The organism is Roseibium sp. Sym1 (assembly GCF_027359675.1).
Taxonomy (GTDB): domain Bacteria; phylum Pseudomonadota; class Alphaproteobacteria; order Rhizobiales; family Stappiaceae; genus Roseibium.
Genome location: NZ_CP114786.1, coordinates 988356 through 1011129 on the forward strand (window position 1 = coordinate 988356; position 22774 = coordinate 1011129).

At 61.3% G+C, this 22774-nt stretch carries 21 protein-coding genes; 7 read left to right on the forward strand and 14 right to left on the reverse strand.

Features of this window, described 5'->3' with window-relative positions; genetic code table 11:
* Nucleotides 1-36: 36 nt before the first annotated feature.
* The 8 genes from O6760_RS04465 to O6760_RS04500 form a co-directional block, all read right to left on the reverse strand.
* Nucleotides 37-1128 (reverse strand): serine hydrolase domain-containing protein, encoded by a 1092-nt coding sequence (locus tag O6760_RS04465; protein ID WP_269584285.1) that lies wholly within the window; start codon nucleotides 1126-1128, stop codon nucleotides 37-39.
* An 81-nt stretch (nucleotides 1129-1209) separates the two neighbouring features.
* Nucleotides 1210-2517, reverse strand: coding sequence for an SAM-dependent methyltransferase (locus tag O6760_RS04470; protein ID WP_269584286.1), 1308 nt, complete (start codon nucleotides 2515-2517; stop codon nucleotides 1210-1212).
* Between the two features lie 103 nt (nucleotides 2518-2620).
* On the reverse strand, nucleotides 2621-2905 hold the full coding sequence (locus O6760_RS04475; RefSeq protein ID WP_269584287.1) for an HPr family phosphocarrier protein: 285 nt from the start codon (nucleotides 2903-2905) through the stop codon (nucleotides 2621-2623).
* 8 nt (nucleotides 2906-2913) lie between these two features.
* On the reverse strand, nucleotides 2914-3318 hold the full coding sequence (locus tag O6760_RS04480; protein ID WP_248155288.1) for a PTS sugar transporter subunit IIA: 405 nt from the start codon (nucleotides 3316-3318) through the stop codon (nucleotides 2914-2916).
* A 136-nt stretch (nucleotides 3319-3454) separates the two neighbouring features.
* Complete coding sequence (locus O6760_RS04485; RefSeq protein ID WP_269584288.1) at nucleotides 3455-3922, reverse strand: HPr kinase/phosphorylase; 468 nt, start codon at nucleotides 3920-3922, stop codon at nucleotides 3455-3457.
* On the reverse strand, nucleotides 3919-5736 hold the full coding sequence (locus O6760_RS04490; RefSeq protein WP_269584289.1) for a sensor histidine kinase: 1818 nt from the start codon (nucleotides 5734-5736) through the stop codon (nucleotides 3919-3921). The genes O6760_RS04485 and O6760_RS04490 overlap by 4 nt, the downstream gene beginning before the upstream one ends.
* 10 nt (nucleotides 5737-5746) lie before the next feature.
* Nucleotides 5747-6445 (reverse strand): response regulator transcription factor, encoded by a 699-nt coding sequence (locus O6760_RS04495; RefSeq protein ID WP_269584290.1) that lies wholly within the window; start codon nucleotides 6443-6445, stop codon nucleotides 5747-5749.
* Nucleotides 6420-6887, reverse strand: coding sequence for a hypothetical protein (locus O6760_RS04500; protein ID WP_269584291.1), 468 nt, complete (start codon nucleotides 6885-6887; stop codon nucleotides 6420-6422). The genes O6760_RS04495 and O6760_RS04500 overlap by 26 nt, the downstream gene beginning before the upstream one ends.
* Nucleotides 6888-7016: 129 nt before the next feature.
* On the opposite strand from O6760_RS04500, the gene O6760_RS04505 reads away from it, so the two are divergent.
* From O6760_RS04505 to O6760_RS04535, 7 genes are all read left to right on the forward strand, one after another.
* Entirely contained in the window at nucleotides 7017-8627 is a 1611-nt protein-coding gene (locus O6760_RS04505) for a phosphoenolpyruvate carboxykinase (protein ID WP_269584292.1), read from the forward strand.
* A gap of 138 nt (nucleotides 8628-8765) precedes the next feature.
* Nucleotides 8766-9101, forward strand: coding sequence for an XdhC family protein (locus tag O6760_RS04510; RefSeq protein ID WP_269584293.1), 336 nt, complete (start codon nucleotides 8766-8768; stop codon nucleotides 9099-9101).
* Between the two features lie 16 nt (nucleotides 9102-9117).
* On the forward strand, nucleotides 9118-9744 hold the full coding sequence (locus tag O6760_RS04515) for a LysE family translocator (protein WP_269584294.1): 627 nt from the start codon (nucleotides 9118-9120) through the stop codon (nucleotides 9742-9744).
* Between the two features lie 3 nt (nucleotides 9745-9747).
* Entirely contained in the window at nucleotides 9748-10443 is a 696-nt protein-coding gene (locus O6760_RS04520) for an XdhC family protein (protein ID WP_269584295.1), read from the forward strand.
* The gene (locus O6760_RS04525) at nucleotides 10440-12056 is read left to right on the forward strand and encodes a molybdopterin-binding/glycosyltransferase family 2 protein (RefSeq protein ID WP_269584296.1); all 1617 of its coding nucleotides are present in this window, start codon (nucleotides 10440-10442) and stop codon (nucleotides 12054-12056) included. The genes O6760_RS04520 and O6760_RS04525 overlap by 4 nt, the downstream gene beginning before the upstream one ends.
* 285 nt (nucleotides 12057-12341) lie before the next feature.
* A complete protein-coding gene (locus tag O6760_RS04530) occupies nucleotides 12342-12548 on the forward strand; it encodes a hypothetical protein (protein ID WP_269584297.1) in 207 nt (68 codons plus the stop codon).
* A 660-nt stretch (nucleotides 12549-13208) separates the two neighbouring features.
* Nucleotides 13209-16577 carry a PAS-domain containing protein gene (locus O6760_RS04535; protein WP_269584298.1) on the forward strand — a complete coding sequence of 1123 codons (3369 nt, stop codon included), beginning with the start codon at nucleotides 13209-13211 and terminating at the stop codon, nucleotides 16575-16577.
* Nucleotides 16578-16958: 381 nt separating this feature from the next.
* Here the strand turns inward: O6760_RS04535 and O6760_RS04540 are convergent, their stop codons facing one another.
* From O6760_RS04540 to O6760_RS04565, 6 genes are all read right to left on the reverse strand, one after another.
* A complete protein-coding gene (locus O6760_RS04540) occupies nucleotides 16959-17366 on the reverse strand; it encodes a F0F1 ATP synthase subunit epsilon (protein ID WP_269584299.1) in 408 nt (135 codons plus the stop codon).
* 97 nt (nucleotides 17367-17463) lie between these two features.
* Nucleotides 17464-18888 carry a F0F1 ATP synthase subunit beta gene (atpD, locus tag O6760_RS04545; RefSeq protein ID WP_442969852.1) on the reverse strand — a complete coding sequence of 475 codons (1425 nt, stop codon included), beginning with the start codon at nucleotides 18886-18888 and terminating at the stop codon, nucleotides 17464-17466.
* A 119-nt stretch (nucleotides 18889-19007) separates the two neighbouring features.
* Nucleotides 19008-19892, reverse strand: coding sequence for a F0F1 ATP synthase subunit gamma (locus tag O6760_RS04550; RefSeq protein ID WP_269584300.1), 885 nt, complete (start codon nucleotides 19890-19892; stop codon nucleotides 19008-19010).
* 33 nt (nucleotides 19893-19925) lie between these two features.
* Nucleotides 19926-21455, reverse strand: coding sequence for a F0F1 ATP synthase subunit alpha (atpA, locus tag O6760_RS04555; protein WP_269584301.1), 1530 nt, complete (start codon nucleotides 21453-21455; stop codon nucleotides 19926-19928).
* Complete coding sequence (locus tag O6760_RS04560) at nucleotides 21455-22015, reverse strand: F0F1 ATP synthase subunit delta (protein ID WP_269584302.1); 561 nt, start codon at nucleotides 22013-22015, stop codon at nucleotides 21455-21457. The genes atpA and O6760_RS04560 overlap by 1 nt, the downstream gene beginning before the upstream one ends.
* Before the next feature lie 318 nt (nucleotides 22016-22333).
* Nucleotides 22334-22693 (reverse strand): DUF1428 domain-containing protein, encoded by a 360-nt coding sequence (locus O6760_RS04565; protein ID WP_269584303.1) that lies wholly within the window; start codon nucleotides 22691-22693, stop codon nucleotides 22334-22336.
* Between the last annotated feature and the right edge of the window lie 81 nt (nucleotides 22694-22774).

Below are 22774 nucleotides of genomic sequence, written 5' to 3' on the forward strand. Positions count from 1 at the left end.
TTCTTTATATCATTTGAACGTCGATACCTATCAGGGTTAAGGAAGCTCTTCCAGCAACTCCCATGTCACGGAAAGATCGCCCTCCGCCTGTGCGGACAGATAGACCACCGTAACGGCCTGCTCCGGCAAATAGCGGATGTCGGCCGAGAATCCGGTATCGCTGCCCGAGTGACCCAGGACCTCGCCAAGACCGGCGAGTGTCCCGATTTCGATGCCCATGCCGTAGCCTTCGCCTGAAGGATCCTCAAGGAGCCGGTCGAGGCTGTCGTCGTCCAGGAGAGCACCGTCCACGAAGAGCGCCTTGTAGAAGCCGGCAACTTCCGCGGCCGTCGTCACGAGCCCGCCATCGCCGAAGCCGTAGCCCGTCAGATAAGCATCCACCGGCTCCGGTCCCTTGCCGAAATCCTCAAAGCCCTGCACGAAGTCACGGGGACCGACGCCATAGCCCAGGAGCCCGGTGCGGTTCAGCCCTGCCGGTTCAAGGAGCCGTTCAGTGAACACCTGGAGCATCGGGGCTGCCGCCGCTTTTTCAAGAACGAGCTGCGCAAGCAGGTAGTTGGTGTTGGAATAGTCGAATCCGGTGCCCGGTTCGAACAGGCGCGGCGCGTCAGCGACGCTGAGAATGGCCTTTGTCAGAATGTCCCGGGCGGCAACACCCGCATGTGCATCGGCGATGCTCGAAAGGAAGTAGGCATCATCGAGATAGTCCGGTATGCCGCTCGTCATGGTCAGCAGCATCGCAATGGAAATGCCCTCAAGTCCCTTGAGGCCGGTCACGACCTCGGGCGGAAGCCAGTTCGGCGCCGGGTCATCAATGTCGAGACGGCCCGCCTCGTCCAGCTGCATGAGGGCAACCGCCAGATAGAGTTTCGAGACGGACGCGATCAGGAAGCGGTCTTCCACATTGGCCACCGGGCCGCCCATGCGCGCCCGTCCGCAGGCAAGTCCCGCGGTTTCTCCGGCGATATCCAGAAAGAGAACCTTGGCGGGTCCGTCGGCGGGACAGTCAGCGGAGGCGAAATCATTGAGAAATTCGCCGACCTCCCCCGCCCGCGGCGCGGCCGGCAGGACCACCGCCGCCATGACCGCCAACCACACCATCAGGAGGGGAGCAAGCAACGGCGGCATCAGGCATTCCTTTCCCGTTGGTCCGGCCCGGTCAGGCAAGCAGGCGGAAAGGCAGGTCTCGCGCCCCGGGATCCCGCCCGGTCAGCTGTACAGATCCGCGCGGGACGGCGGCATGCTGGACGGCCCCTTGGTGCGCCGGGTCGCCACTGTCTGGAAAATGCCGATCGAGCCGCGCTCGAACCCGAGCGAGACGCCGATCAGATAGGCGAGCCAGAGGCGGTACTTGTGTTCGCCGATCTCGGCGACGGCCTCGTCCTTCACCGCCATCAGGTTCTCCGCCCACAGCCGGGTGGTGCGGGCGTAGTGCTCGCGCCAGGCCTCGACATCATGGACCTCGAAGCCGTGCGCTTCCAGGTTGGTCAGGGTCCAGCCGATATGATCGACCTCGCCGCCGGGGAAGATGTAGCGGACCAGTGCCTGGTATTCCGGCTTCTTGCGGCGGAAGGCTTTCAGGTCCTTCTTGCCCCGCCGGGTGATGGCATGGTGGAGATAGATGCCGCGCGGCTTGAGCAGGCGGTTCACGCTCTGGAAGTAATTGTCGTAATTGTCGAGACCGACCGCCTCGAACATGCCGATCGACGAGATCTTGTCGAACTTGCCCTTCATGTCGCGGTAGTCGATCAGTTCCACGGAAACCTTGTCCTCAAGGCCGCGCTCCGCAATCCGTTCCCTTGCCAGCTTCAGCTGTTCCTCGGCCAGCGTCACACCGACGGCGGTGACGCCGTAATGCTCGGCGGCATGGCAGATCAGTGCGCCCCAGCCGCAGCCGATATCGAGCATGCGCTCGCCGGGCTTGAGGCGCAGCTTGCGGCAGATCATGTCCAGCTTGTCTTTCTGGGCCGTCGCCAGGTCGTTCGACCAGTCGGAGAAATAGGCGCAGGTATAGACCATCTCCGGGTCGAGAAAGCGCCGGTAGAACTCGTTGGAGACATCGTAGTGAAAGGCGATGTCGTCCTTGCGGCTGCCCGAGCTGCGGTCGGCCGCCTCGCCCGCGTCAAGTCCCTCGGCCGCCCGGTTGGCGGGTTTGCCCTTGCCGCCCCACAGCAGCGGCAGGGCGCTCTTCAGGAGCAGGCCCTTGTTCAGACGCCTGCGAATTTCCCGCCCCTTGATGGCCGGGCGCTTTTCCGCAAAGTCGAAGATGCTGCCACCGCGCGGGTCGAGATCGCCGGCCGCGTAGAGATCGATCACGGTCTTGATCTTGGGGCGCCGCAACAGCCGGGTCAGGGCGGTCTCCGACAAGGCCAGTCTCAATCCGTCCACGGGCGCGTCCGCCGGAACACGCGACCCGTCCCACAGTTCGAACGCGAATTCGAGTTCAAGAGCCTCGTGGATATGCGCCAGCGCCTGGCGCGCAGCGGAAATCAGTCGGTCCTCGGGATGGCTCGGCATCAGATCACGGCCTCATGACAAAATGGTATCGACGGCAAGGAGAAACGCCGGCCGCAGGCGGCATTCGATGAGCGCCGCATCGTGGCGATGAGGTTCATCAAAATCAATCTTCTTCGCCAAAGCCGTTTTCGACCAGAGCCGCAATCGCGGCCAGCGCCGCGTCGGCTTCGGAACCGCTGACGCTAACCCTGATGCAGCAGCCGGGACTGGCCGCCAGCATCATCAGGCCCATGATCGAGGTTCCGCCAACGGTCTGACCGTCCTTCGACACCTGAACATCGGCCTGGAAGGTCTCGACAAGCTTGACGAGTTTCGCGGATGCCCTGGCATGCAGTCCGCGCCGGTTGACGATGGTGAGGTCTTTTTCGAAAACGGTCTGGGCTGTCATTCTTCTTGTTAGTTCTGTCCCGACAGCACCTGGCTGGCCACGGAGATGTATTTCTGCCCCGCCTGCCGGGCTTCATCGACCGCGTCCGCCAGATCGCGGTCGGAACGGACGCTTGCCAGTTTGATCAGCATGGGCAGGTTGACGCCCGCGACCACTTCCACCGACTTGCTGTCCATGACCGAGATCGCGAGGTTGGAAGGCGTGCCACCGAACATGTCCGTCAGCAGCACGACGCCCTTGCCGGAATTCGCGGCTTCCACGGCCGCCAGGATATCCTGGCGCCGCTGCTCCATGTCGTCATCCGGACCGATGGAAATGGTTTCGACCTGTTCCTGGGGACCGACAACATGTTCCAGCGCCGCCTTGAATTCTTCAGCGAGGCGTCCGTGGGTCACAAGTACAAGTCCGATCATGCGTCGTTTAGCCTGATTATCGAGTGCGGTGAGCTCTGGACCCCGAGGGGGATCCGGACGGAGCCGGGCGTTTATCAGTCTGATGCACTCTCTTCAACCGTTTCCTCAGTTGCAAGCAAAAAACACCCGACATGCTCTAAATATAATCCGGTCCTTCCGGCCGCAGGCAGCGCAAAGCCCAGCGGATGAGCCGAAGCGCCCCGCCGGTGTCATTTTTCAGGCAGTGCAGGCGGGGCACCTGCACACCTTCAAGGCAGACCTCGTCGAGAGGTGTGTCCGGCAACCGCTCGAGCCGGTCCGGGTCTGTCAGATCAACAACAACACAGATGTCAGCCACCGGTGTGAAAGAGGTGGTCACGACGCCGAACCCGCGCACTTCCATCCTGCCGCGGATCGCGTCCGGGACCTCGGCCAGCAACCGCCCGTCCCGGTTTTCGACGTGGACATAGTCGTCACCGACGAGCAGGCCAAGATTGCCCCTGCGCCCGGCGGCATGGATAAGCTCATCCGAAAGCGAGGACTTGCCGCTGCCGGCATCGCCGCGGATCAGAAGACCAACGGTTCCAAGCAACACGCAATTGGCATGAACGGCCGGCCGGGTCACTTGGCCGCCCCGACGGGCAGGTGGATGGTGAAGCGCGCGCCGGCCACTTTCTCCGTGCCGTCAGCTTGCGTCTCGAGCCGGTTGGTGGCTGTGATCGTGCCGCCATGCGCCTCGATGATCTGACGGGAGATCGACAGGCCCAGACCGGAATTGTTGCCGAAGCCTTCGCCGTCCGGCCGGTCCGTGTAAAAACGTTCGAAGATACGTTCGGTGTTCTCCGCGCGGATCCCCGGGCCGCTGTCGTCGACGGTGATCTTGATCGACCGGCCTTCCCGGCTGAGGTCGACCCTGACGGTGCCGTGGGGCGGCGAGAAGGAACGGGCATTGTCCAGAAGGTTGCTGATCACCTGGCCAAGGCGAATGTCATGCCCGGGCATCACGTAGGGTTTTGTCCCTTGCGCGTCGGCAACGGTCAGCTTGACATCGGCCTCCTTCGTACCCGAGCGCTGGTTGGCGGCCACGGCCATGTTGCGCAGCAATTCGGCGAGATCGATCGGTTCGGCCTGGATGCGCGCCAGTTCCGCGTCGAGCCGCGACGCATCGGAAATGTCGCTGATCAGGCGATCCAGCCTTCGGACGTCGTGCTGGATCACTTCCATGAGCCGGTCCTGGGACTCCTTGGACCGCGCCAGCGGCAGGGTTTCGACCGCGCTGCGCAAGGAGGTCAGCGGGTTTTTCAGTTCATGCGCAACGTCGGCGGCGAACTGCTCGATGGCGTCGATCTTGTTGTAGAGCGCATGGGTCATTTCGCGGAACGAACGGGCCAGATGGCCGATCTCGTCCTGACGATCGGAGAAGTCCGGAATTTCCTCGCGCGAGGTCGATCCCCGGCGAACCCGGTCGGCCGCGGCGGCCAGCCTTCTGACGGGCCCGGCAATCGCACCGGCAAGGAGGATCGACAACAGGATGGTCACCGTCGCGGCGAACAGGAAGACCCGGATAATCGCGATGCGTTCGGCGCGCACGATGGCGTCGATGTCCCCGCCCTGGGTGGAGAGCAGCAAGGACCCCAACACCGCGCGAAACCGCTGGATCGGCACGGCAACGGAGACGATCAGCTCACCGCGCTGGGAGATGCGGGTGACGCTGGCAGGCGACCCCGCCAGGGCGGCCTCCACTTCCGGATAGGCGCGGCCGTCACCACCTCCGACTTCCTGATAGACCGGCAGGTCGCCCTGGCGCAGCCAGCGCTTGGTCCATTGCCACAGGCTTCCCCAGAAGCCCTCTTCCTCCGCATTGGGCGGCGGCAGGTCGAAACGCAGGATCTGGGCACTGGTGTAAAGATGGCGGCTGTCCAGGATCAGGATGCCCTCCGGATCGTAGATCCTGGCGCGTGTCTTGGTCGGCGAGATCAGACGGCGCAGCACAGGTCCGACACGCTCCGGATTGATCGGGAAGTCGAGGCTGTCGAGGTCTTCCTGGGTCGGGGTGATGCTCTCGCCCGCCTGCAGCTGCAGCAGGCGTTCCGGGTCAACGGTAATCGTGCCCGTATCGACGGTTGCCGACGCCGCGATCGCGCCGGCGATGATCTCGCCCTGGGTCAGCAGGCTCTGCACACGGGCATCGATCAGTCCGGCGCGGAACTGGTTGAGATAGAGAATGCCGATCACGAGGGCGAGCAGGCCGACCAGGTTGATGGCAATGATCCGGCGTGTCAGCGAGGACAGCACATAGGTGCCGAAGATCCGGCCAAGCTGGCTGAGCAGGCGGCGCCGGATGCGCTTGTTGCCGAGGCGGCGCAACCGGGAGCGCTCCGAACCGTTCTGGGGCTCGGAGGCGGCAACCTCTTCTGCGTGCTCGCTGTCAACCGCCATTTACGGCGCTTCAGACCTCTCGGAACCGGTAACCGACACCATAAAGGGTTTCGATCATGTCGAAGTCGTCGTCAACCACCTTGAACTTCTTGCGCAGCCGCTTGATGTGGCTGTCGATGGTGCGATCGTCGACATAGACCTGGTCGTCATAGGCCGCGTCCATGAGGGCGTTCCGGCTCTTGACCACGCCGGGGCGCTGCGCGAGGGCCGAGAGGATCAGGAATTCGGTCACGGTCAGCGTCACCGGCTTGTTGTTCCAGGTGCAGGTGTGGCGTTCCTGGTCCATTACCAGCTGACCGCGCTCCAGCAGCTTGTCGGCATCGTCGCGCGGCGCCGAAGCGTCCTTTGGCTGCGCCCGGCGCAGCACGGCGCGCACGCGCTCGACCAGAAGGCGCTGGGAAAACGGTTTGCGGATGAAGTCGTCCGCACCCATTTTCAGACCGAACAATTCGTCGATTTCATCGTCCTTCGAAGTCAGGAAAATCACCGGAAGGTCGGAGCCCTGGCGCAGCCGGCGCAACAGTTCCATGCCATCCATGCGCGGCATCTTGATGTCGAAGATCGCCAGTTCCGGCGGATCGCTCTGCAAACCGTCCAGCGCCGAAGTGCCGTCCGTATAGGTCTGGACACGGTATCCTTCCGCTTCCAGGGCGATCGAGACCGAAGTCAGAATATTACGGTCGTCATCGACCAGTGCAATTGTCGGCATGCTTTGTTTTCCATTTCCGGCTACGCACGAACGGCGCGCTTCGGTTTTTCAGCATTAATGTAACACACTGCCTTTGGCCTTCTAAATGCGCATAAATTAAGGCAAACAGCCCGTTCAGACACTTGCGGTGCGCAAAGACCTTCCAGTCGGCAGCATTGATGGGGATCTGCGTGGCCAATTTCAAGAGATCATCTGGGGTCGGGCCGGGGTCGGGCCCCATTCGTCTGGATGAAACGCTGAAAGGCCTGTCCCTGGCGGCGCCGTTTGTTTCGCCGACAAAAGGGGTCCTCGTTGTGAGTCCCTTTCGCATGCGCGAAATAAATGCGTTTTCTTTCGCTTGATCCGACAGAGCGAACATTCCGAAGGTTTCGGTTTTTAGTTTGGTTTCCAAATTAATCATCGAGAATTTAATGAAGATTTTTAATCGATTAAACAAAGACATGGCACCTTTGGTAGTCTTGCTGCCCCATGGTCATTCCACTACGTTCGCAGCCCTTATCGCCGGATTCAGCCTTTCTTAACTTTCTCCGGCGGCAACGGACCATGCCCACATCACAAGGACTGCGGGAAAATGCAAGAAGTAGGTGTCAGGAATTCCTCCATTGGCTGCGAACCCTTCGGCTTCAAGGGCCTGAAGGCGCTCTATTGGAACCAGAACGAGCCTGCGCTGTACGAGTATTCCCTCTCCCGCGGCGAAACCCAGCTGGCAGCAGGCGGTGCGCTGGTCGCGGAGACCGGCGTCCACACGGGCCGCTCCCCGAAGGACAAGTTCGTGGTCCTCGACGACGAGACCCGGGACAGCGTCTGGTGGGACAACAACGCCCAGATGCAGAAGGACAAGTTCGACCTTCTTCTGGCCGATTTCCTCGCCCACACGGAAGGCATGGAGCTTTTCGCCCAGGACCTTTACGGCGGCGCCGACACGACACATCGGCTTCCGGTCCGGGTCTACACCGAGTATGCATGGCATTCCCTGTTCATCCGCAACCTTCTTCTGCGGCCGGAGTTGAGCGAACTCGACAGCTTCGCACCGGACATGACCATCATCGACCTGCCCAGCTTCAAGGCGGACCCGGAAAGGCATGGGTGCCGGACGGAAACCGTGATTGCAGTCGACCTGACGCGCAAGATCGTTCTCATCGGCGGCACCTCCTATGCCGGCGAGATGAAGAAATCCGTCTTCACCATGCTGAACCATCTGCTCCCGGCCAAGGGCGTGATGTCCATGCATTGCTCCGCGAATGTCGGCGACGACGGCGACACCGCCGTCTTCTTCGGTCTGTCCGGCACGGGCAAGACCACGCTGTCCGCCGACCCGGCACGCACCCTGGTCGGTGACGACGAGCATGGCTGGAGCGAAAGCGGCGTATTCAATTTCGAAGGTGGCTGCTACGCAAAGACAATCAAGCTCTCCGCGGAAGCGGAGCCGGAGATCTTTTCGACGACCCAGCGCTTCGGAACCGTTCTGGAAAACGTCGTCCTGGACGACGCCCGCGTTCCGGATTTCGATGACGGCACCAAGACCGAGAACACCCGTGCCGCCTATCCGATCCACTTCATTTCCAATGCCAGCGCCACCGGCTGCGCGCCGATGCCGAAGACGATCATCATGCTGACCGCCGACGCGTTCGGCGTGATGCCGCCGATCGCCCGGCTGACCCCGGCGCAGGCAATGTATCACTTCCTGTCCGGCTACACCGCCAAGGTGGCCGGCACGGAAAAAGGCGTCACCGAGCCGCAGGCGACCTTCTCGACCTGTTTCGGCGCGCCGTTCCTGCCGAGGCACCCGTCCGAATACGGCAACCTGCTGAAGGACCTGATCGCCAAGCACAATGTCGACTGCTGGCTGGTCAACACCGGCTGGACCGGCGGCGCCTACGGCACCGGCAACCGCATGCCGATCAAGGCCACCCGCACGCTGCTCACCGCGGCGCTGACCGGAAGCCTGAAGGATGCCGACTTCCGCACGGACTCCAATTTCGGCTTCGAGGTCCCGGTCTCGGTCGAAGGTGTCGACACCGGGATCCTGACCCCGCGCGACACGTGGGCGGACAAGGATGCCTATGACGTTCAGGCCGCCAAGCTGGTGGACATGTTCGTCAGCAATTTCGAAGCCTTCGAGGACCATGTCGACGTCGCCGTGAAAAGCGCCGCACCGTCCTGCCGGATGGCCGCCGAATAAAAGCCCGATAACATCCCACACAGACTTCAGCGGCATCTGCACCAGGCAGATGCCGTTTCTTTTTCAGTTCTCTTTCATCCTCCGCGGAAAGACTTATATTGAACGCCTGAGTTGAGGGCTTGAGCTGAGGGGATGCACATGCCTGCCACCGAAACGTCTTCCATCGCCGATGTTCTGAAAACCGCCGAGGACTGGCGCGGCTCCGGCCGTGCGGTTGCTCTGGCGACCGTGATCGAAACCTGGGGCTCCGCGCCGCGCCCGGTCGGATCGCATCTGGTGATTGATGCCGACGGCAATTTCGAGGGGTCCGTTTCGGGCGGCTGCGTCGAAGGTGCCGTTGTCGCCGAAGCCGTCGATGTCATTGACACCGGGAAACCCGCCACGCTGGAGTTCGGCGTCGCCGACGAGACCGCGTGGCAGGTGGGCCTGTCCTGCGGCGGCCGCATCCGCGTCTACGTCGAACCCGTCACCTGATCCGGACCGAGCCAAAATGACGACAGAGACCTTCCTCGCCTTTCTCGCCGCGACAGCCCTGTTCGCCTACATGCCGGGCCCCGCGCTGCTTTACACCGCCGCGCAGACCATAGCGCGCGGCCGGCGCGCCGGTTTCATGGCCGCAGCGGGCATTCACCTGGGCTGCTATGTCCATGTACTGGCGGCCGCTTTCGGCCTTTCGGCGCTGTTTTCCGTGGTTCCGACGCTCTATTTCGCACTCAAGCTGGTCGGCGGCGCCTACCTGGTCTTTCTCGGCGTGCAGATGATCCGGACCCGCGTTGCCGCCGGTCCCGCGCCGGACCTGCCGCAGAAGTCCACGCGCAGGGCGTTTATGGACAGCGTCCTGGTCGAGGTGCTCAATCCGAAAGTGGCGATCTTCTTCATTGCCTTCCTGCCGCAATTCGTCAGCCCGGAGGCGGGCCTGCCGATCTGGGCGCAGTTCCTGGTCCTCGGCACGATCGTCAATTGTGCCTTCACCTCGGCGGATCTCGTGACCGTGCTGTTTGCAACGGAAGTCAAGAAGCGGCTGACACGTGCCACGCGTTTCCAGGATCTGACCCGCTGGCTCGGCGGTTCCCTGCTGGTCGGGCTTGGCCTGAAACTCGCAACGGACCGCGCCTGAGCCATGGACCTCGCCCTTCTGAAAGCCCTGAATGCCGACCGCGCCGAGCGTCGTGCGGCCATCCTGGTGACCGAGATGCCGGACGGGCCGCAGCGGCTGATCCGCAAGACCGACGATTATTCCGCCGATCCCCTTTCAGGAGAACTCGAAAAACGGTTCCGCTCCGGCAAGTCCGGCATGGTGTCTCTCGATACCGGCGAAGCGTTCCTGAACGTTTCCCTGCCCGCGCCACGCCTTGTCATCATCGGCGCCGTGCATATCAGCCAGGCGCTTGTGCCCATGGCAGAGATCGCCGGCCTGGACGTCACCGTGATCGATCCGCGCACGGCCTTTGCCACCGAAGACCGGTTTCCGGGCGGCTCACTCAAGGCGGACTGGCCGCAGGATGTCCTGAAAGAGGCTCCGCTGGACGCCTTCACCGCCGTCGCGGCGGTGACGCATGATCCGAAAATCGACGACTATCCGCTTATAGAGGCCCTGAAAACCGGCTGCTTCTATGTCGGTGCGCTCGGCAGCCGCAAGACCCATGGCAAGCGGCTGGAACGCTTTGCCGAAGCCGGTCTTGACCCGGCCCTGTTCGAGCGGATCGACGCCCCCATCGGCCTGGATATCGGCGCCGCTTCCCCGGAAGAAATCGCCGTCGCGGTGCTTGGTGCCGTGATTGCCGCCTTGCGCAAGGCCCCGGGAGCGGGGGGATGAAGTTCGGCGCCTGTCCGACGACGGAAGCGGCCGGCTGCATTCTGGCGCACAAGACCAGATTGCCCGGGCGCGTCCTGAAGAAGGGACACGTGCTCAAGGACGGCGACTGCGCGGACCTGACGGCCCTTGGAATTGACAGTCTTGTTGTGGCCCGGCTCGATCCGGACGATGTCGGTGAGGATGCGGCAGCAAGCCGTCTGGCCCTGTCGGCCATGGGCCCCGGCCTTGGGCACGACGAGGCCTTTACCGGACGCATGAACCTTTACGCGGACGATGACGGCGTCCTGGTCGTCGACGCTGAGGCCGTCACCACCGCCAACCGCATCGACCCGTCGATCACATTTGCCACGCTGCCCAATTTCAAAAAGGTCGCGGCCGGCCGCATGGTGGCGACGGCCAAGATCATTTCCTTCGCCCTCGCCGGAGACCTTGTCGACAAGGCCGAGGCCGCCCTGAAGCAGGCCGTTCGGGTCGCGGCCTTTTCGCCGCGCAAGGTCGGCCTGGTCGCGACCACGCTGCCGCACCTGAAACCGGCCACCATGGACAAGACCCGACGGGTGCTGGAAGACCGGTTGCGGCCGTCGGGCAGCACGCTGCTGGCGGAGCGGCGCGTGGCACACGATGCGGCTGCCGTCGCCGCGGCAATGGCGGAGCTTGTGGGCGAGGGCGCCGATTTCCTGATCCTGTTCGGTGCATCTGCGGTGGTCGACCGGCAGGACGTGCTGCCGGCGGCGCTGGATCTCGCTGGGGGCCAGGTGCACCATCTCGGGATGCCGGTCGACCCGGGCAACCTCCTGATGCTCGGCGATCTCGCGGGTGTGCCGACGCTCGGGGCGCCGGGCTGTGCCCGCAGCCCGCGGGAAAACGGGTTCGACTGGGTTCTTGACCGCCTTCTGGCCGGACTTGACGTCACCCCGGACCATATTACGGCCATGGGCGTCGGAGGTTTGCTGATGGAAATCGGAACGCGGCCACAGCCGCGCGAAACCCGGCGCCAGGGGACCTCCTCGAAGATCGCCGCGCTCATTCTCGGGGCCGGCAGGTCCTCGCGCATGGGCGGTCCGAACAAGCTCCTTGCCACGCTTGACGGCAAAAGCCTGATCCGGCATGTCGCGGAGGCCGCCTGTGCCGCGGACCTCTCCGAAATCGTTCTGGTCACGGGCCACCTTGGCGAGGACGTCTGTGCACAGGTCTCCGACCTGGACATCGCTCTGGTCGACAATCCGGATTTCGCCGACGGCATGGCCGGATCGATCCGCGCCGGCATGAACGCGCTGTCTTCCGATACGGACGCCGTGATCATTCTCCTAGGCGACATGCCCCGGATTGACGCGGCCGTGCTCGGCAAGCTGATCACCGCCTATCGCGGCAACGAGACCAGCCTGATCGTGACGGCAACCGCGGACGGCAAGCGCGGCAACCCGGTTCTTTGGGACCGGCACTTTTTCGACGCCCTGAAAAACCTGAGCGGCGATGTCGGCGCGCGTCATATTATTGCGGAAAATCCCGGTTTCGTGACAGAAGTTGAAATCGGCCCTGTGGCAAGGCTCGATCTGGACACACCGGAAGCACTCAAGGCTGCAGGCGGCAAATTGCCCACTTCGTCAACGTAACCAATTGACTCTCAAAGGTTAGCCCGCCAGACGGCTTGCACGATAACTTTGCATTAACTCGATATGCGTCCAGTGCAGGCCGGAAATGCCAGCTATTCTATTGCATTTTTGTGACATGCCGCTTATGTAATGCCTGCGCTTGCTGCAGAGCACCCTTAGGGTGGACAACGGATGACGTCCCGGGCGCCGCTTACATCCGATTTTGACAAAAGCTGTTCGGATCCTCTCCTCCCGAGGATGCTCGAGCGCTTTTGCCGCTTGGTTAGAAGAATAAAGGAAATGATCATGGCTGACTTGTCTCTTCCGCGTCCGGGCTGCTGCAAATGGGCAGAAGGTGATGCGGGCAACTACATCTTCCCGTGCAACACCCGCGTCGAACCGGGCGTGTCCTACTGCACCGATCATAGCGCCATCGTCTACATTCCGCCGGAAGAGCGCCGTCGCAACCGTTCCGGTGGCGGCATGAGCCTGTCCTTCCGCCGCGCGGCATAAAGATTTCAAGCTGCTATGGGTCAGGACCCACTAATTTGGATGAAATGGTAGGAATGAATTTGATCGGATACGAGGCGCAAAGTTGCTGGAAACCGTCCGGTTTCCAAAACTTTGCAACGACGTTGCCGGGCAAATTCACCCTATCCCGGAGGGACGCAAAAACGGCTTCGATCTGCTTCGTCAAACCGCTCCACCGGGCAGGAAGCCCGCTTGTCGCGCTTTTCCGTGCAGCTCATTGCCGTTTTCTGCGCCATTCCAACCAAATTAATGAGTCCTGACCCAGGAACAAAAGCAGTTCCTCGCGGTCAGTCCGCGTACCTTCAAACCCGGTCAAACGACCGGGTTTTTTGTTGTCCAAATGCAAATTCCAGGCACGTTCCCCGCCAATGGTGCGGCCGCGTACCGAACGGGTGAAGCAGTCCGGGGGAACAAACACTCGCGGCCATTTACTCGCATCGGGGAAACAAATAATCCGTGTTTCTTACGAGAGAAAAATTCTCCCTTAAAAACAGTTACCTTCCCAAAAGGAACAATCTCCCCTTTATAGAAAATTTTCTTCAACTTGTTGATATTAATTATTTGTTTCGGTTCTGGAGATAGGCTCGCCAAGTAAACCGGGGGATTGCCAGGGCGAAGCCCATCCAGGAGACATGGCGCGGCATGGGAAGAGCGCAGGGGAAAAAAGAAAAAGACCGTCTGAAAGCGCTGCATGACCTTCGAATTCTCGAGGCTGAAAGCATGCCCGAAATCGAAGCGCTCGTCACGACGCTCGCGCTCCTGTTTGACGCCCCGATGGCGTTCCTGTCCTTCGTGGACAAGGACGAACTCTGGTTCAAGGCCCGGTACGGCGTCACTGCCGAGAAAACACCGCGCGACGGGTGTTTTTGCGACCAGGCGATCCTAGCGCACGACGTGACCGTTGTCGCCGACGCCCTTAAAGACGACCGCTTTCGGACAAGCCGTCTTGTTGTTACCGGACCGAAAACGCGCTTCTATGCCGGGTATCCCCTGTCACTCGATGGCGAACATGTGCTTGGCACGCTGTGTGTTGTCGATACCCGTCCGAGAGACGTGAGCACCGAACAACTCGACCATCTGCGCCGGCTCGGGACCGTCGTTGTGGGGCTGTTGAAATCCTACCGGGCGCAGCGTCAGACCGAAGCCGCCCTTCAGGAAGCCGACTTACAGCGTCAGATCGCGCAGCGCGAAAGTGCCTTGCTCGAGGAAGTCACCCAGGTTTCCGGCGTTGGCGGCTGGGAATATCACATCGATTCCGACAAGGTCATCTGGGCCGACAAGACCCGGGAGATCCACGAGGTCGATGATGATTTCGAGCCAACTGTCGACATGGCGGTGTCTTTCTACGCGCCCGAATGCCGGCGACAAATTTTCGATGCGGTGGTCAAGGCCATCAAGGATCAGGCCGCCTGGGACCTCGAACTGCCATTCATAACCGCCAAGGGACGCGAGATATGGGTGCGCACCGCGGGCCGGCCGGTCAGCGAGAACGGCAAGACGACACGCCTGGTCGGGGCTTTTCAGGACATCACCGAGCGGAAGCACTCCGAGCAGCTTCTGCGCCAGACCGAAGCCGTTCAACGCACAACCCTTCAGACCCTGCGGGAAGGCATTCTTGTCCTGAATCGGGCGGGCCGCATTCAGTCCTTCAACGCCGCCGCCGCGACCCTGCTCGGCTTTACCCCGGCTGAGCTGAAGGGTAAGTCCGTTCAGGACCTGGCCATCCAGTGTCAGACAGAAAACGGTGCAGCGGACCCGGATCTTTTCCTTCGTGCGACAAACGCGCCGGACAAGGTCAACAACCACGTCGTGAAGCTTTTCAGGCAGGACGAGACACAACCGGTCTGGCTGCGCATTGACGCCAATTCCACAAGCAACTCGGGCCGAACAAGTGTTGATGCCGTGGTGATATCCCTGGCCGACATTTCCGAGACCAAACGGCAGGCAGAGACACTGCAGGTCATTTTCGACAACCTGCCGGGAGGTCTCGTCTACTACAATGGCGAACGCGAACTGACCGTTTGCAACAGGGATTTCAGGGACCTCCTCAATCTTCCGCAGGACTTCTACGACCGAAAGGCCGAATTGCTGGAGGTAGCTACCTTTCTGGCACGGCGCGGAGACTATGGACCGGGAAATCCGGACAAATTGGTGGAGGAGAGGTTCAAGCTCTTCAACGACACCAAGCCGCATGTCTATGAACGCACAACGTCCGACGGCAGGTTCCTTGAAGTTCGCGGTATTCCGCTCCCCAACGGCGGTCTTATTGCAAATTTCTTCGACATTTCGGAGCGCAAGCGGATCGAACAATCCATTCGGCAATCCGAAGCCGTGCACCGTACGACGCTGGAGGCCCTCAGCGAGGGCATCCTTCTGCTCTCGCACTCCGGGGAAATCCTCTCGGCCAACCCTGCCGCAATCACATTGCTCGGCCTTTCGGACTGCAACGCAATCGGCAGCAACGTCGCCGAGATCAATGTTGCCGTTGAATGTGAGATCGAAGGGATTGGCCGCTGCGAAACACCGCTTGAACTTGCGGCGAGAGATCCGCACAGCCTGCGGAATGTCGTGGCGAAGATGACACCGACGGATGGCCGGCGCATGCGCTGGATCAGACTGAGCGCTCAGCCGATCGACGAGGACCGGGAAATCGATCTTGACGGCGTGGTTGTCTCGCTCACGGACATCACCGAAACGAAACAGCAGGCCGATACGCTGCAAACGATTTTCGAAAACTTTCCGGGCGGCATTGTCCACTACGACGAAAACCTCCGCGTCGCATCGGCCAACGAGGAGTTCCGGCGTCTGCTGGATTACCCGGAGGATTTCGTTGCCGGCAAGCCTTACCTTTACGACTTCTTCCGCTTCAATGCCAAGCGCGGCGACTATGGTCCCGGCGACCCGGACGACCTGGCGCAAAAGCGCTACAAGATGTACGACCTCAGCCGGCCTCAGGTTTTCGAGCGCCGCACCGCCGAAGGGCACTACATCGAGACGCGCAGCACGCCGATGCCGTCGGGCGGGGCGATCCATAACTTCTACGACATCACCGAACGCAAGCAGCTGGAAGAGCAGCTTGCCGAAAACGAACGGCAGTCCCGTCTGAAATCCGAAGAACTGGAAGCCATCCTCGCCAACATGCGGCAGGGCGTCAGCGTGTTCGACAAGGATGGACGCCTGGTCCTTTGGAACAAGCAGTATATCGACATTTTCGGCAAGCCCGAGGGTGAGGTCAAAAAGGGAGCGTCACTGATCGAGTTGATCGAGGCGGAAAAGGCACGTGGCGAATTCGAAGGTGATGTGCACGAACATGTCGCCGACCTCGTCCTTCAGCTTTCCGCTGGCGAGGTCGTCCGCTCCAAGTTCAAGCATCCGAACGGCAAGATCATCAGCGCGGTGCACGCACCCCTGCCTGCCGGCGGCTGGATCGGCACGCATGAAGACGTCACATTGCGGGAACAGGCAGCCGAAAAGATAGAATATGCCGCCCTGCACGACACGCTAACGGGACTTGCCAACCGGACACAGTTCAACGCCAAACTCGACGACGTTCTCGAGAAGGCCGCAAGCAGCAACACCTGCGGCGACCTTATGCTGCTCGACCTCGACAAGTTCAAACCCGTCAATGACACATATGGTCACGATATTGGCGACGAGTTGCTCAAGTTGGTCTCGGAGCGGTTGCGCGAATGCGTGCGGTCGTCCGATCTGGTCGCACGTCTCGGCGGTGACGAATTCGGGATTATCCTCGGCGCCACAGGATCGACGAATGCGGGCACCGCCGAAGTTGCGGAACGTATCGTCCGGAAGCTGAAAACCCCCTTCCCGATCCAGGACCACCTGATCACGATTGGTGTCAGCGTCGGCATTTCACCGATCACCGGGGATGTGATCGATCCCGGCTCGATCATCAAGCGTGCCGACCTCGCCCTCTATGCTGTCAAGCACAGCGGCCGAAACGGCTACAAGTTCTACGAGGAAGAGACCTTACCGAAGAAGGCGCAGGCCTAGAGCATGTCGCGTTTATTTGAGTTCATTTGACCGAGACAATTTTGGTCACCGGCGAGGCGGTTTGCGCACCGTGGTGTCGCCCACCACAAGGGCAAGCCAACGACGCAGGTGGCCAAAATTGTCCGGCCCATTCTAGGGCCAACACCAAGAGTTTCGCACCTATCCGGGTGGCGTGAAACGGCCCATCGTCAGCGTTGCGCCGCTTGCCCGATGCATTGCATCGCGCTGCGCGACGCGCCTTGCCGAGTGAACCGTTTTGCGCCATCAAATGAACCCAAATAGTCGCGACATGCTCTAGGCTGCTATTCCGCCGCGGGCAAAAGAAAACGCGGCCCGTTTCCGGACCGCGTTTCAAAATTCGATAAGTCCAGTGCGACCCGGTCAGACCTTGCCGAGAGCCTCTACGACATCCTTCAGCTGAGACAGGGTCATTTCCGCCTTTTGCTTGGTTTCGTCGTCCTTGGCGTCGGCCACGTCTTCCTCGGCATCCTGGATCGCCTGTTGCAGCTGTTCCTGGCTGATCTCGCCAACCGGAACAGCCTGTTCGGCCAGAACCGTCAGACCACCCGATGCGATGTCTGCAAATCCGCCGCGGACGAAATATTCGTCCCAGCTGGAAGCATCCCGGCGCACCTTCAGGATTCCCGGAAGGATCGTGGAGATGAACGGGGCATGGTCTTTCAGAACGCCAAACTCGCCTTCGGCGCCGGGTACAACGACCTCGGAAACCTGTTCGGAGAGCAGCTGGCGCTCCGGCGAGACCAACTCAAACTGGAAAAGTTCAGCCATTTGGCGTCTTCCTTGTCAGTCAAAACTCTGATGGCAGGGCCATCAAACTTGCAGAACACCGGGCGCCTCAAGAAGGCGCCCGGCCTGTTCCGGCAGATCAGGCGGCTTCGGCAGCCAGCTTCTGAGCCTTCTCGATGGCTTCGTCAATGGAGCCGACCATGTAGAAAGCAGCTTCCGGCAGGTGATCGTACTCGCCGTCCACCAGGCCCTTGAAGCCCTTGATGGTGTCTTCGAGAGCGACCAGCTTGCCCGGGGAACCGGTGAAGACCTCGGCCACGAAGAACGGCTGCGACAGGAAGCGCTCGATCTTGCGGGCACGTGCCACGGTCAGCTTGTCTTCTTCGGACAGTTCGTCCATGCCCAGGATGGCGATGATGTCCTGCAGGGCCTTGTAGCGCTGCAGGGTCACCTGAACCGCACGGGCCGTCTCGTAGTGCTCTTCACCGATGATGCGGGCGTCCAGCATGCGCGAGGTGGAGTCCAGCGGATCCACGGCCGGGTAGATGCCCTTCTCGGCGATCGCACGGTTCAGAACCGTGGTCGCGTCCAGGTGGGCAAAGGTCGATGCCGGCGCCGGGTCGGTCAAGTCATCGGCCGGGACGTACACGGCCTGCACGGACGTGATCGAGCCCTTGTTGGTGGTGGTGATGCGCTCCTGCATGCCGCCCATGTCGGTGGCCAGCGTCGGCTGGTAGCCCACAGCGGACGGGATACGGCCGAGAAGTGCGGACACCTCGGAACCGGCCTGGGTGAAGCGGAAGATGTTGTCGACGAAGAACAGAACGTCCTGGCCCTGGTCACGGAAATGTTCCGCAACGGTCAGACCGGTCAGGGCAACACGTGCGCGGGCTCCGGGAGGCTCGTTCATCTGGCCGTAAACCAGGGCTGCCTTGGAGCCTTCGCCGCCGCCTTCCTTGTTCACGCCGGATTCGATCATTTCCCAGTAAAGGTCGTTGCCCTCACGGGTACGCTCGCCGACACCGGCAAACACGGAGTAACCGCCGTGCGCCTTGGCGACGTTGTTGATCAGTTCCATGATGAGAACGGTCTTGCCCACGCCGGCGCCGCCGAACAGGCCGATCTTGCCGCCCTTCGCGTACGGTGCCAGCAGGTCGACGACCTTGATGCCCGTCACGAGGATCTCGGCTTCCGTGGACTGCTCGATGAATTCCGGAGCGTCCTGGTGAATCGCACGCTTGCTTTCGTGCGGAATGTCACCGGCTTCGTCAACCGGCTCGCCGATCACGTTCATGATGCGGCCGAGCGTACCGTCGCCGACCGGCACCACGATCGGAGCGTCGGTGTCGACGACTTCCTGACCGCGAACCAGACCCTCGGTGGAGTCCATGGCGATGGTGCGCACGGTGTTTTCGCCAAGGTGCTGTGCAACCTCGAGCACCAGGCGCGTGCCCTGGTTGTCCACTTCAAGAGCGTTCAGGATCAACGGCAGGTGGTCATCGAACTTGACGTCGACAACGGCGCCGATGACCTGGGTGATCCGTCCGACCTTTTTGTCAGCCATATCCCTAATCCTCGTCTCGATCCCGTTAGATCAACCTGCTTTCGTCCTGAGGAAAGCAGAAAAGTTGATCGACATTAATACTGGTCATGTGACTTGCGCCCTGACGGGCGCAAATCACCCTAGAGCGCTTCAGCGCCAGAGATAATTTCAATCAGTTCCGTCGTAATCTGAGCCTGGCGCTGGCGGTTGTAGTTGATCGTCAGCTTGTCGATCATCTCGCCGGCGTTGCGGGTTGCGTTGTCCATGGCGGACATACGCGCGCCCTGCTCAGATGCAGCATTTTCCAGAAGCGCCCGGAAAATCTGAACGGAGATGTTACGTGGCAGCAGATCCGCAAGGATCTCGGTTTCTTCCGGCTCGTATTCATAGACCGCGTTGGCGCCGGCTCCGGCGTCTTCTTCCGTGGTCTCGAACTGGGCCGGGATCAGCTGCTGCTCGGTCGGCTCCTGTGCGATCACCGACTTGAAGGTCGAATAATACAGCGTGCAGACATCGAACTCGCCATCGTCGAACATCGACATGACCTTGCGCCCGATTTCGTCCGCGTTGTTGAAGCCGACATTCTTGACGCTGCGCAGATCGATCGTCTCGATAATGTGCTGGCCGAGCTCGCGCTTCAGCGCATCATAGCCCTTCTTGCCGACACAGATGATCTTGACCGTCTTGCCCTGCTTGATCAGGCTGCGAGCCTTTTCACGCGCCAGCTTGGCAATGTTTGTGTTGAAGCCCCCGCACAGCCCGCGTTCGGCGGTGGCAACGAGCAGGAGATGTACCTGGTCGTTGCCCGTACCGGACATGAGCTTCGGCGCGTCGTCGCGCCCCTCGAAGGCGACCGCGAGATTGGCCAGCACCGCACCCATGCGTTCCGCATAGGGACGTGCGGCTTCCGCGGCTTCCTGAGCACGACGCAGTTTCGCCGCGGCCACCATCTGCATGGCCTTGGTGATTTTCTGCGTCGCCTTCACGGAAGCGATGCGGTTTCGTAAGTCCTTCAGGCTCGGCATGGCCGCCCCTGCTCCTTATCCCAGCGTGTGGTCTTAAGCGAAGTTCTTGGCGAACGCGTCAACGGCAGCCTTCAGCTTGCCGGAGAGCTCGTCGTCGAGAGCCTTCTTTTCCCAGATCGCATCCAGCAGATCCTGGTGCTCACCACGCAGGAACAGCAGCAGGCCTTCTTCGAAGTCCTTCACCCGGTTGACCGGATGCGCATCCAGATAGCCGTTCACGCCGGCATAGATGACCGCAACCTGTTCTTCGGTCTTCAGCGGCGAGAACTGCGGCTGCTTGAGCAGCTCGGTCAGGCGCGCGCCGCGGTTCAGAAGACGCTGGGTGGTGGCATCGAGGTCGGAGCCGAACTGGGCAAAGGCCGCCATTTCGCGGTACTGGGCCAGTTCACCCTTGATCGGGCCGGCAACCTGCTTCATCGCCTTGATCTGCGCGGAAGAGCCCACGCGGGACACCGACAGGCCGACGTTCACGGCCGGGCGGATACCCTGGTAGAACAGGTCCGTTTCCAGGAAGATCTGACCGTCGGTGATCGAGATCACGTTGGTCGGAATGAAGGCGGACACGTCGTTGCCCTGAGTCTCGATAACCGGCAGAGCGGTCAGGGAGCCACGGCCGTTGTCTTCGTTCAGCTTCGCCGCGCGTTCCAGCAGACGGGAGTGCAGGTAGAAGACGTCGCCCGGGAATGCTTCACGTCCCGGCGGACGGCGCAGAAGCAGGGACATCTGACGGTAGGCCACGGCCTGCTTGGTCAGATCGTCATAGCCGATCACGGCGTGCATGGAATTGTCGCGGAAGAACTCGCCCATGGCGCAGCCGGCAAACGGTGCCAGGAACTGCAGCGGAGCAGCATCGGAAGCCGTCGCGGCGACAACGATGGAATATTCCAGCGCGCCGGCGTCTTCCAGGGTCTTCACGAACTGGGCAACGGTGGAGCGCTTCTGGCCGACCGCAACATAGATGCAGTACAGCTTGGCGTCTTCGTCGTCACCGGAATGCAGCGGCTTCTGGTTCAGGAACGTGTCCAGGATGATCGCGGTCTTGCCGGTCTGGCGGTCGCCGATGACGAGTTCGCGCTGGCCGCGGCCCACCGGGATCAGGGCGTCAATCGCCTTGAGGCCGGTCGACATCGGCTCGTGCACGGACTTGCGCGGCAGAATGCCCGGTGCCTTCACGTCGACGCGGCGCTTTTCGGTGGCCTCGATCGGGCCCTTGCCGTCCAGCGGATTGCCGAGCGGGTCGACAACGCGGCCGAGCAGGCCCTTGCCGACCGGGACTTCCACGATGGCGCCGGTCCGCTTGACGGTGTCGCCCTCTTTGATGTCACGGTCGGAGCCGAAGATAACGACACCGACGTTGTCGGATTCCAGGTTCAGGGCCATGCCCTTGATACCACCCGGGAATTCGACCATTTCACCGGCCTGGACCTTGTCCAGACCATACACACGGGCGATACCGTCACCGACGGAGAGCACCTGACCGACTTCAGAAACTTCGGCTTCCTGGCCAAAGCTCTTGATCTGGTCCTTGAGGATTGCGGAGATTTCCGCGGCCCGAATATCCATCAGCCGACCTCTTTCATCGCGAACTTGAGTGAATTGAGCTTGGTACGCAGCGAGGTGTCGATCATGCGGGACCCGACCTTGACCACGAGGCCACCGATCAGGGCAGGATCGACATTCGCTACGATGTTTACGGATTTGCCCGTGGAAGCGGCAAGCGCTTCTTTCAGGGCGGCGACATGTTCGTCGGACAGGGCGGCTGCGGAGGTTACCTCAGCCGTTTCCTCGCCCCGCTTTTCAGCCAGCAGGGCCCGGAACGCCTTGATCATGCCGGGAAGAACGAAGAGGCGCCGGTTGCGGGCGGCCAGCTTCACGAAATTTGCGGCAAGGCCTTTGATGCCAGCCTTGTCGAGAAGTGCGGAAAGCGCTGCAAGCTGCTCCTCCACACTGAATACCGGGCTTTTCACCAGACGGACGAGATCTTCGCTCTCGGCAAGCATGCCTTCGAAAGCTGTCAGATCCCGTTCCACATCAGCCGTTGCACCTTCGGCCTCTGCGAGGTCGAGAAGGGCGGCCGCATAACGCTGTGCCACGCCGGATACGAGAGATACGTTGTCAGTCACCAGGTCCGTGCTCTCTGACTTTTTTCATGCCCGCAAGACGGCCAGCGTCCGCAAAGCATTGAAAAAATGAATGATTTCAAGGTCAGAAGGTATGACGGTTAAACCGCTGCCCCCAAAGCCGCGCCTCAATTAGCACAGGGTTTCCCAGTGTGCAACTTCACCTAAAGACTGTTCTTGCCGATTCCTCGGTGTTTTTTGCGGGGCGCCCGTAAAAAGCGTTTCCAATCAATGTTTCAGCACCGGTCTTAACCTTTAGACGGTTTTGCCCGAAGCGGCCAAAACGGACCGTATAAGCCGTTTTCGCCCCTTCGCCAGCCGTCAGTATTGTATGAGCGGCTCGAAACCTCCGAAGATCATGCGCTTCAAACTGAAGACCTCGCCGGCATTCGGCATGGCCTCTTGCCAGCGCGGATCGCTCTCCATCGTCGCCATGCATGCGTCCGCCGTCTCCTTGTCCGGCCAGACAATCCAGGAGAAGACCACCGTCTCGTCCGGTTCCTTCCTGACCGCGATGGGAAAAGATGTCACCTCGCCATCCGGCACGTCGGTGCCCCATCCTTCACAGCAGCTGAGTGCGCCATATTCCCTGAACAGGGCCCAGGACCGCTCCGCGATCTCCCTGTAGTCATCCTTTTTCGCCGTCTTCACCGGCGCCAGGAACCCCTGCACATATGTCATCGTCTTCCCCTCCCAGGTGACGGGCACCACGAGCGTGCCACAGGGCAGGGTTGAGGGCAACGCGGCAGCGCAATCGAAATA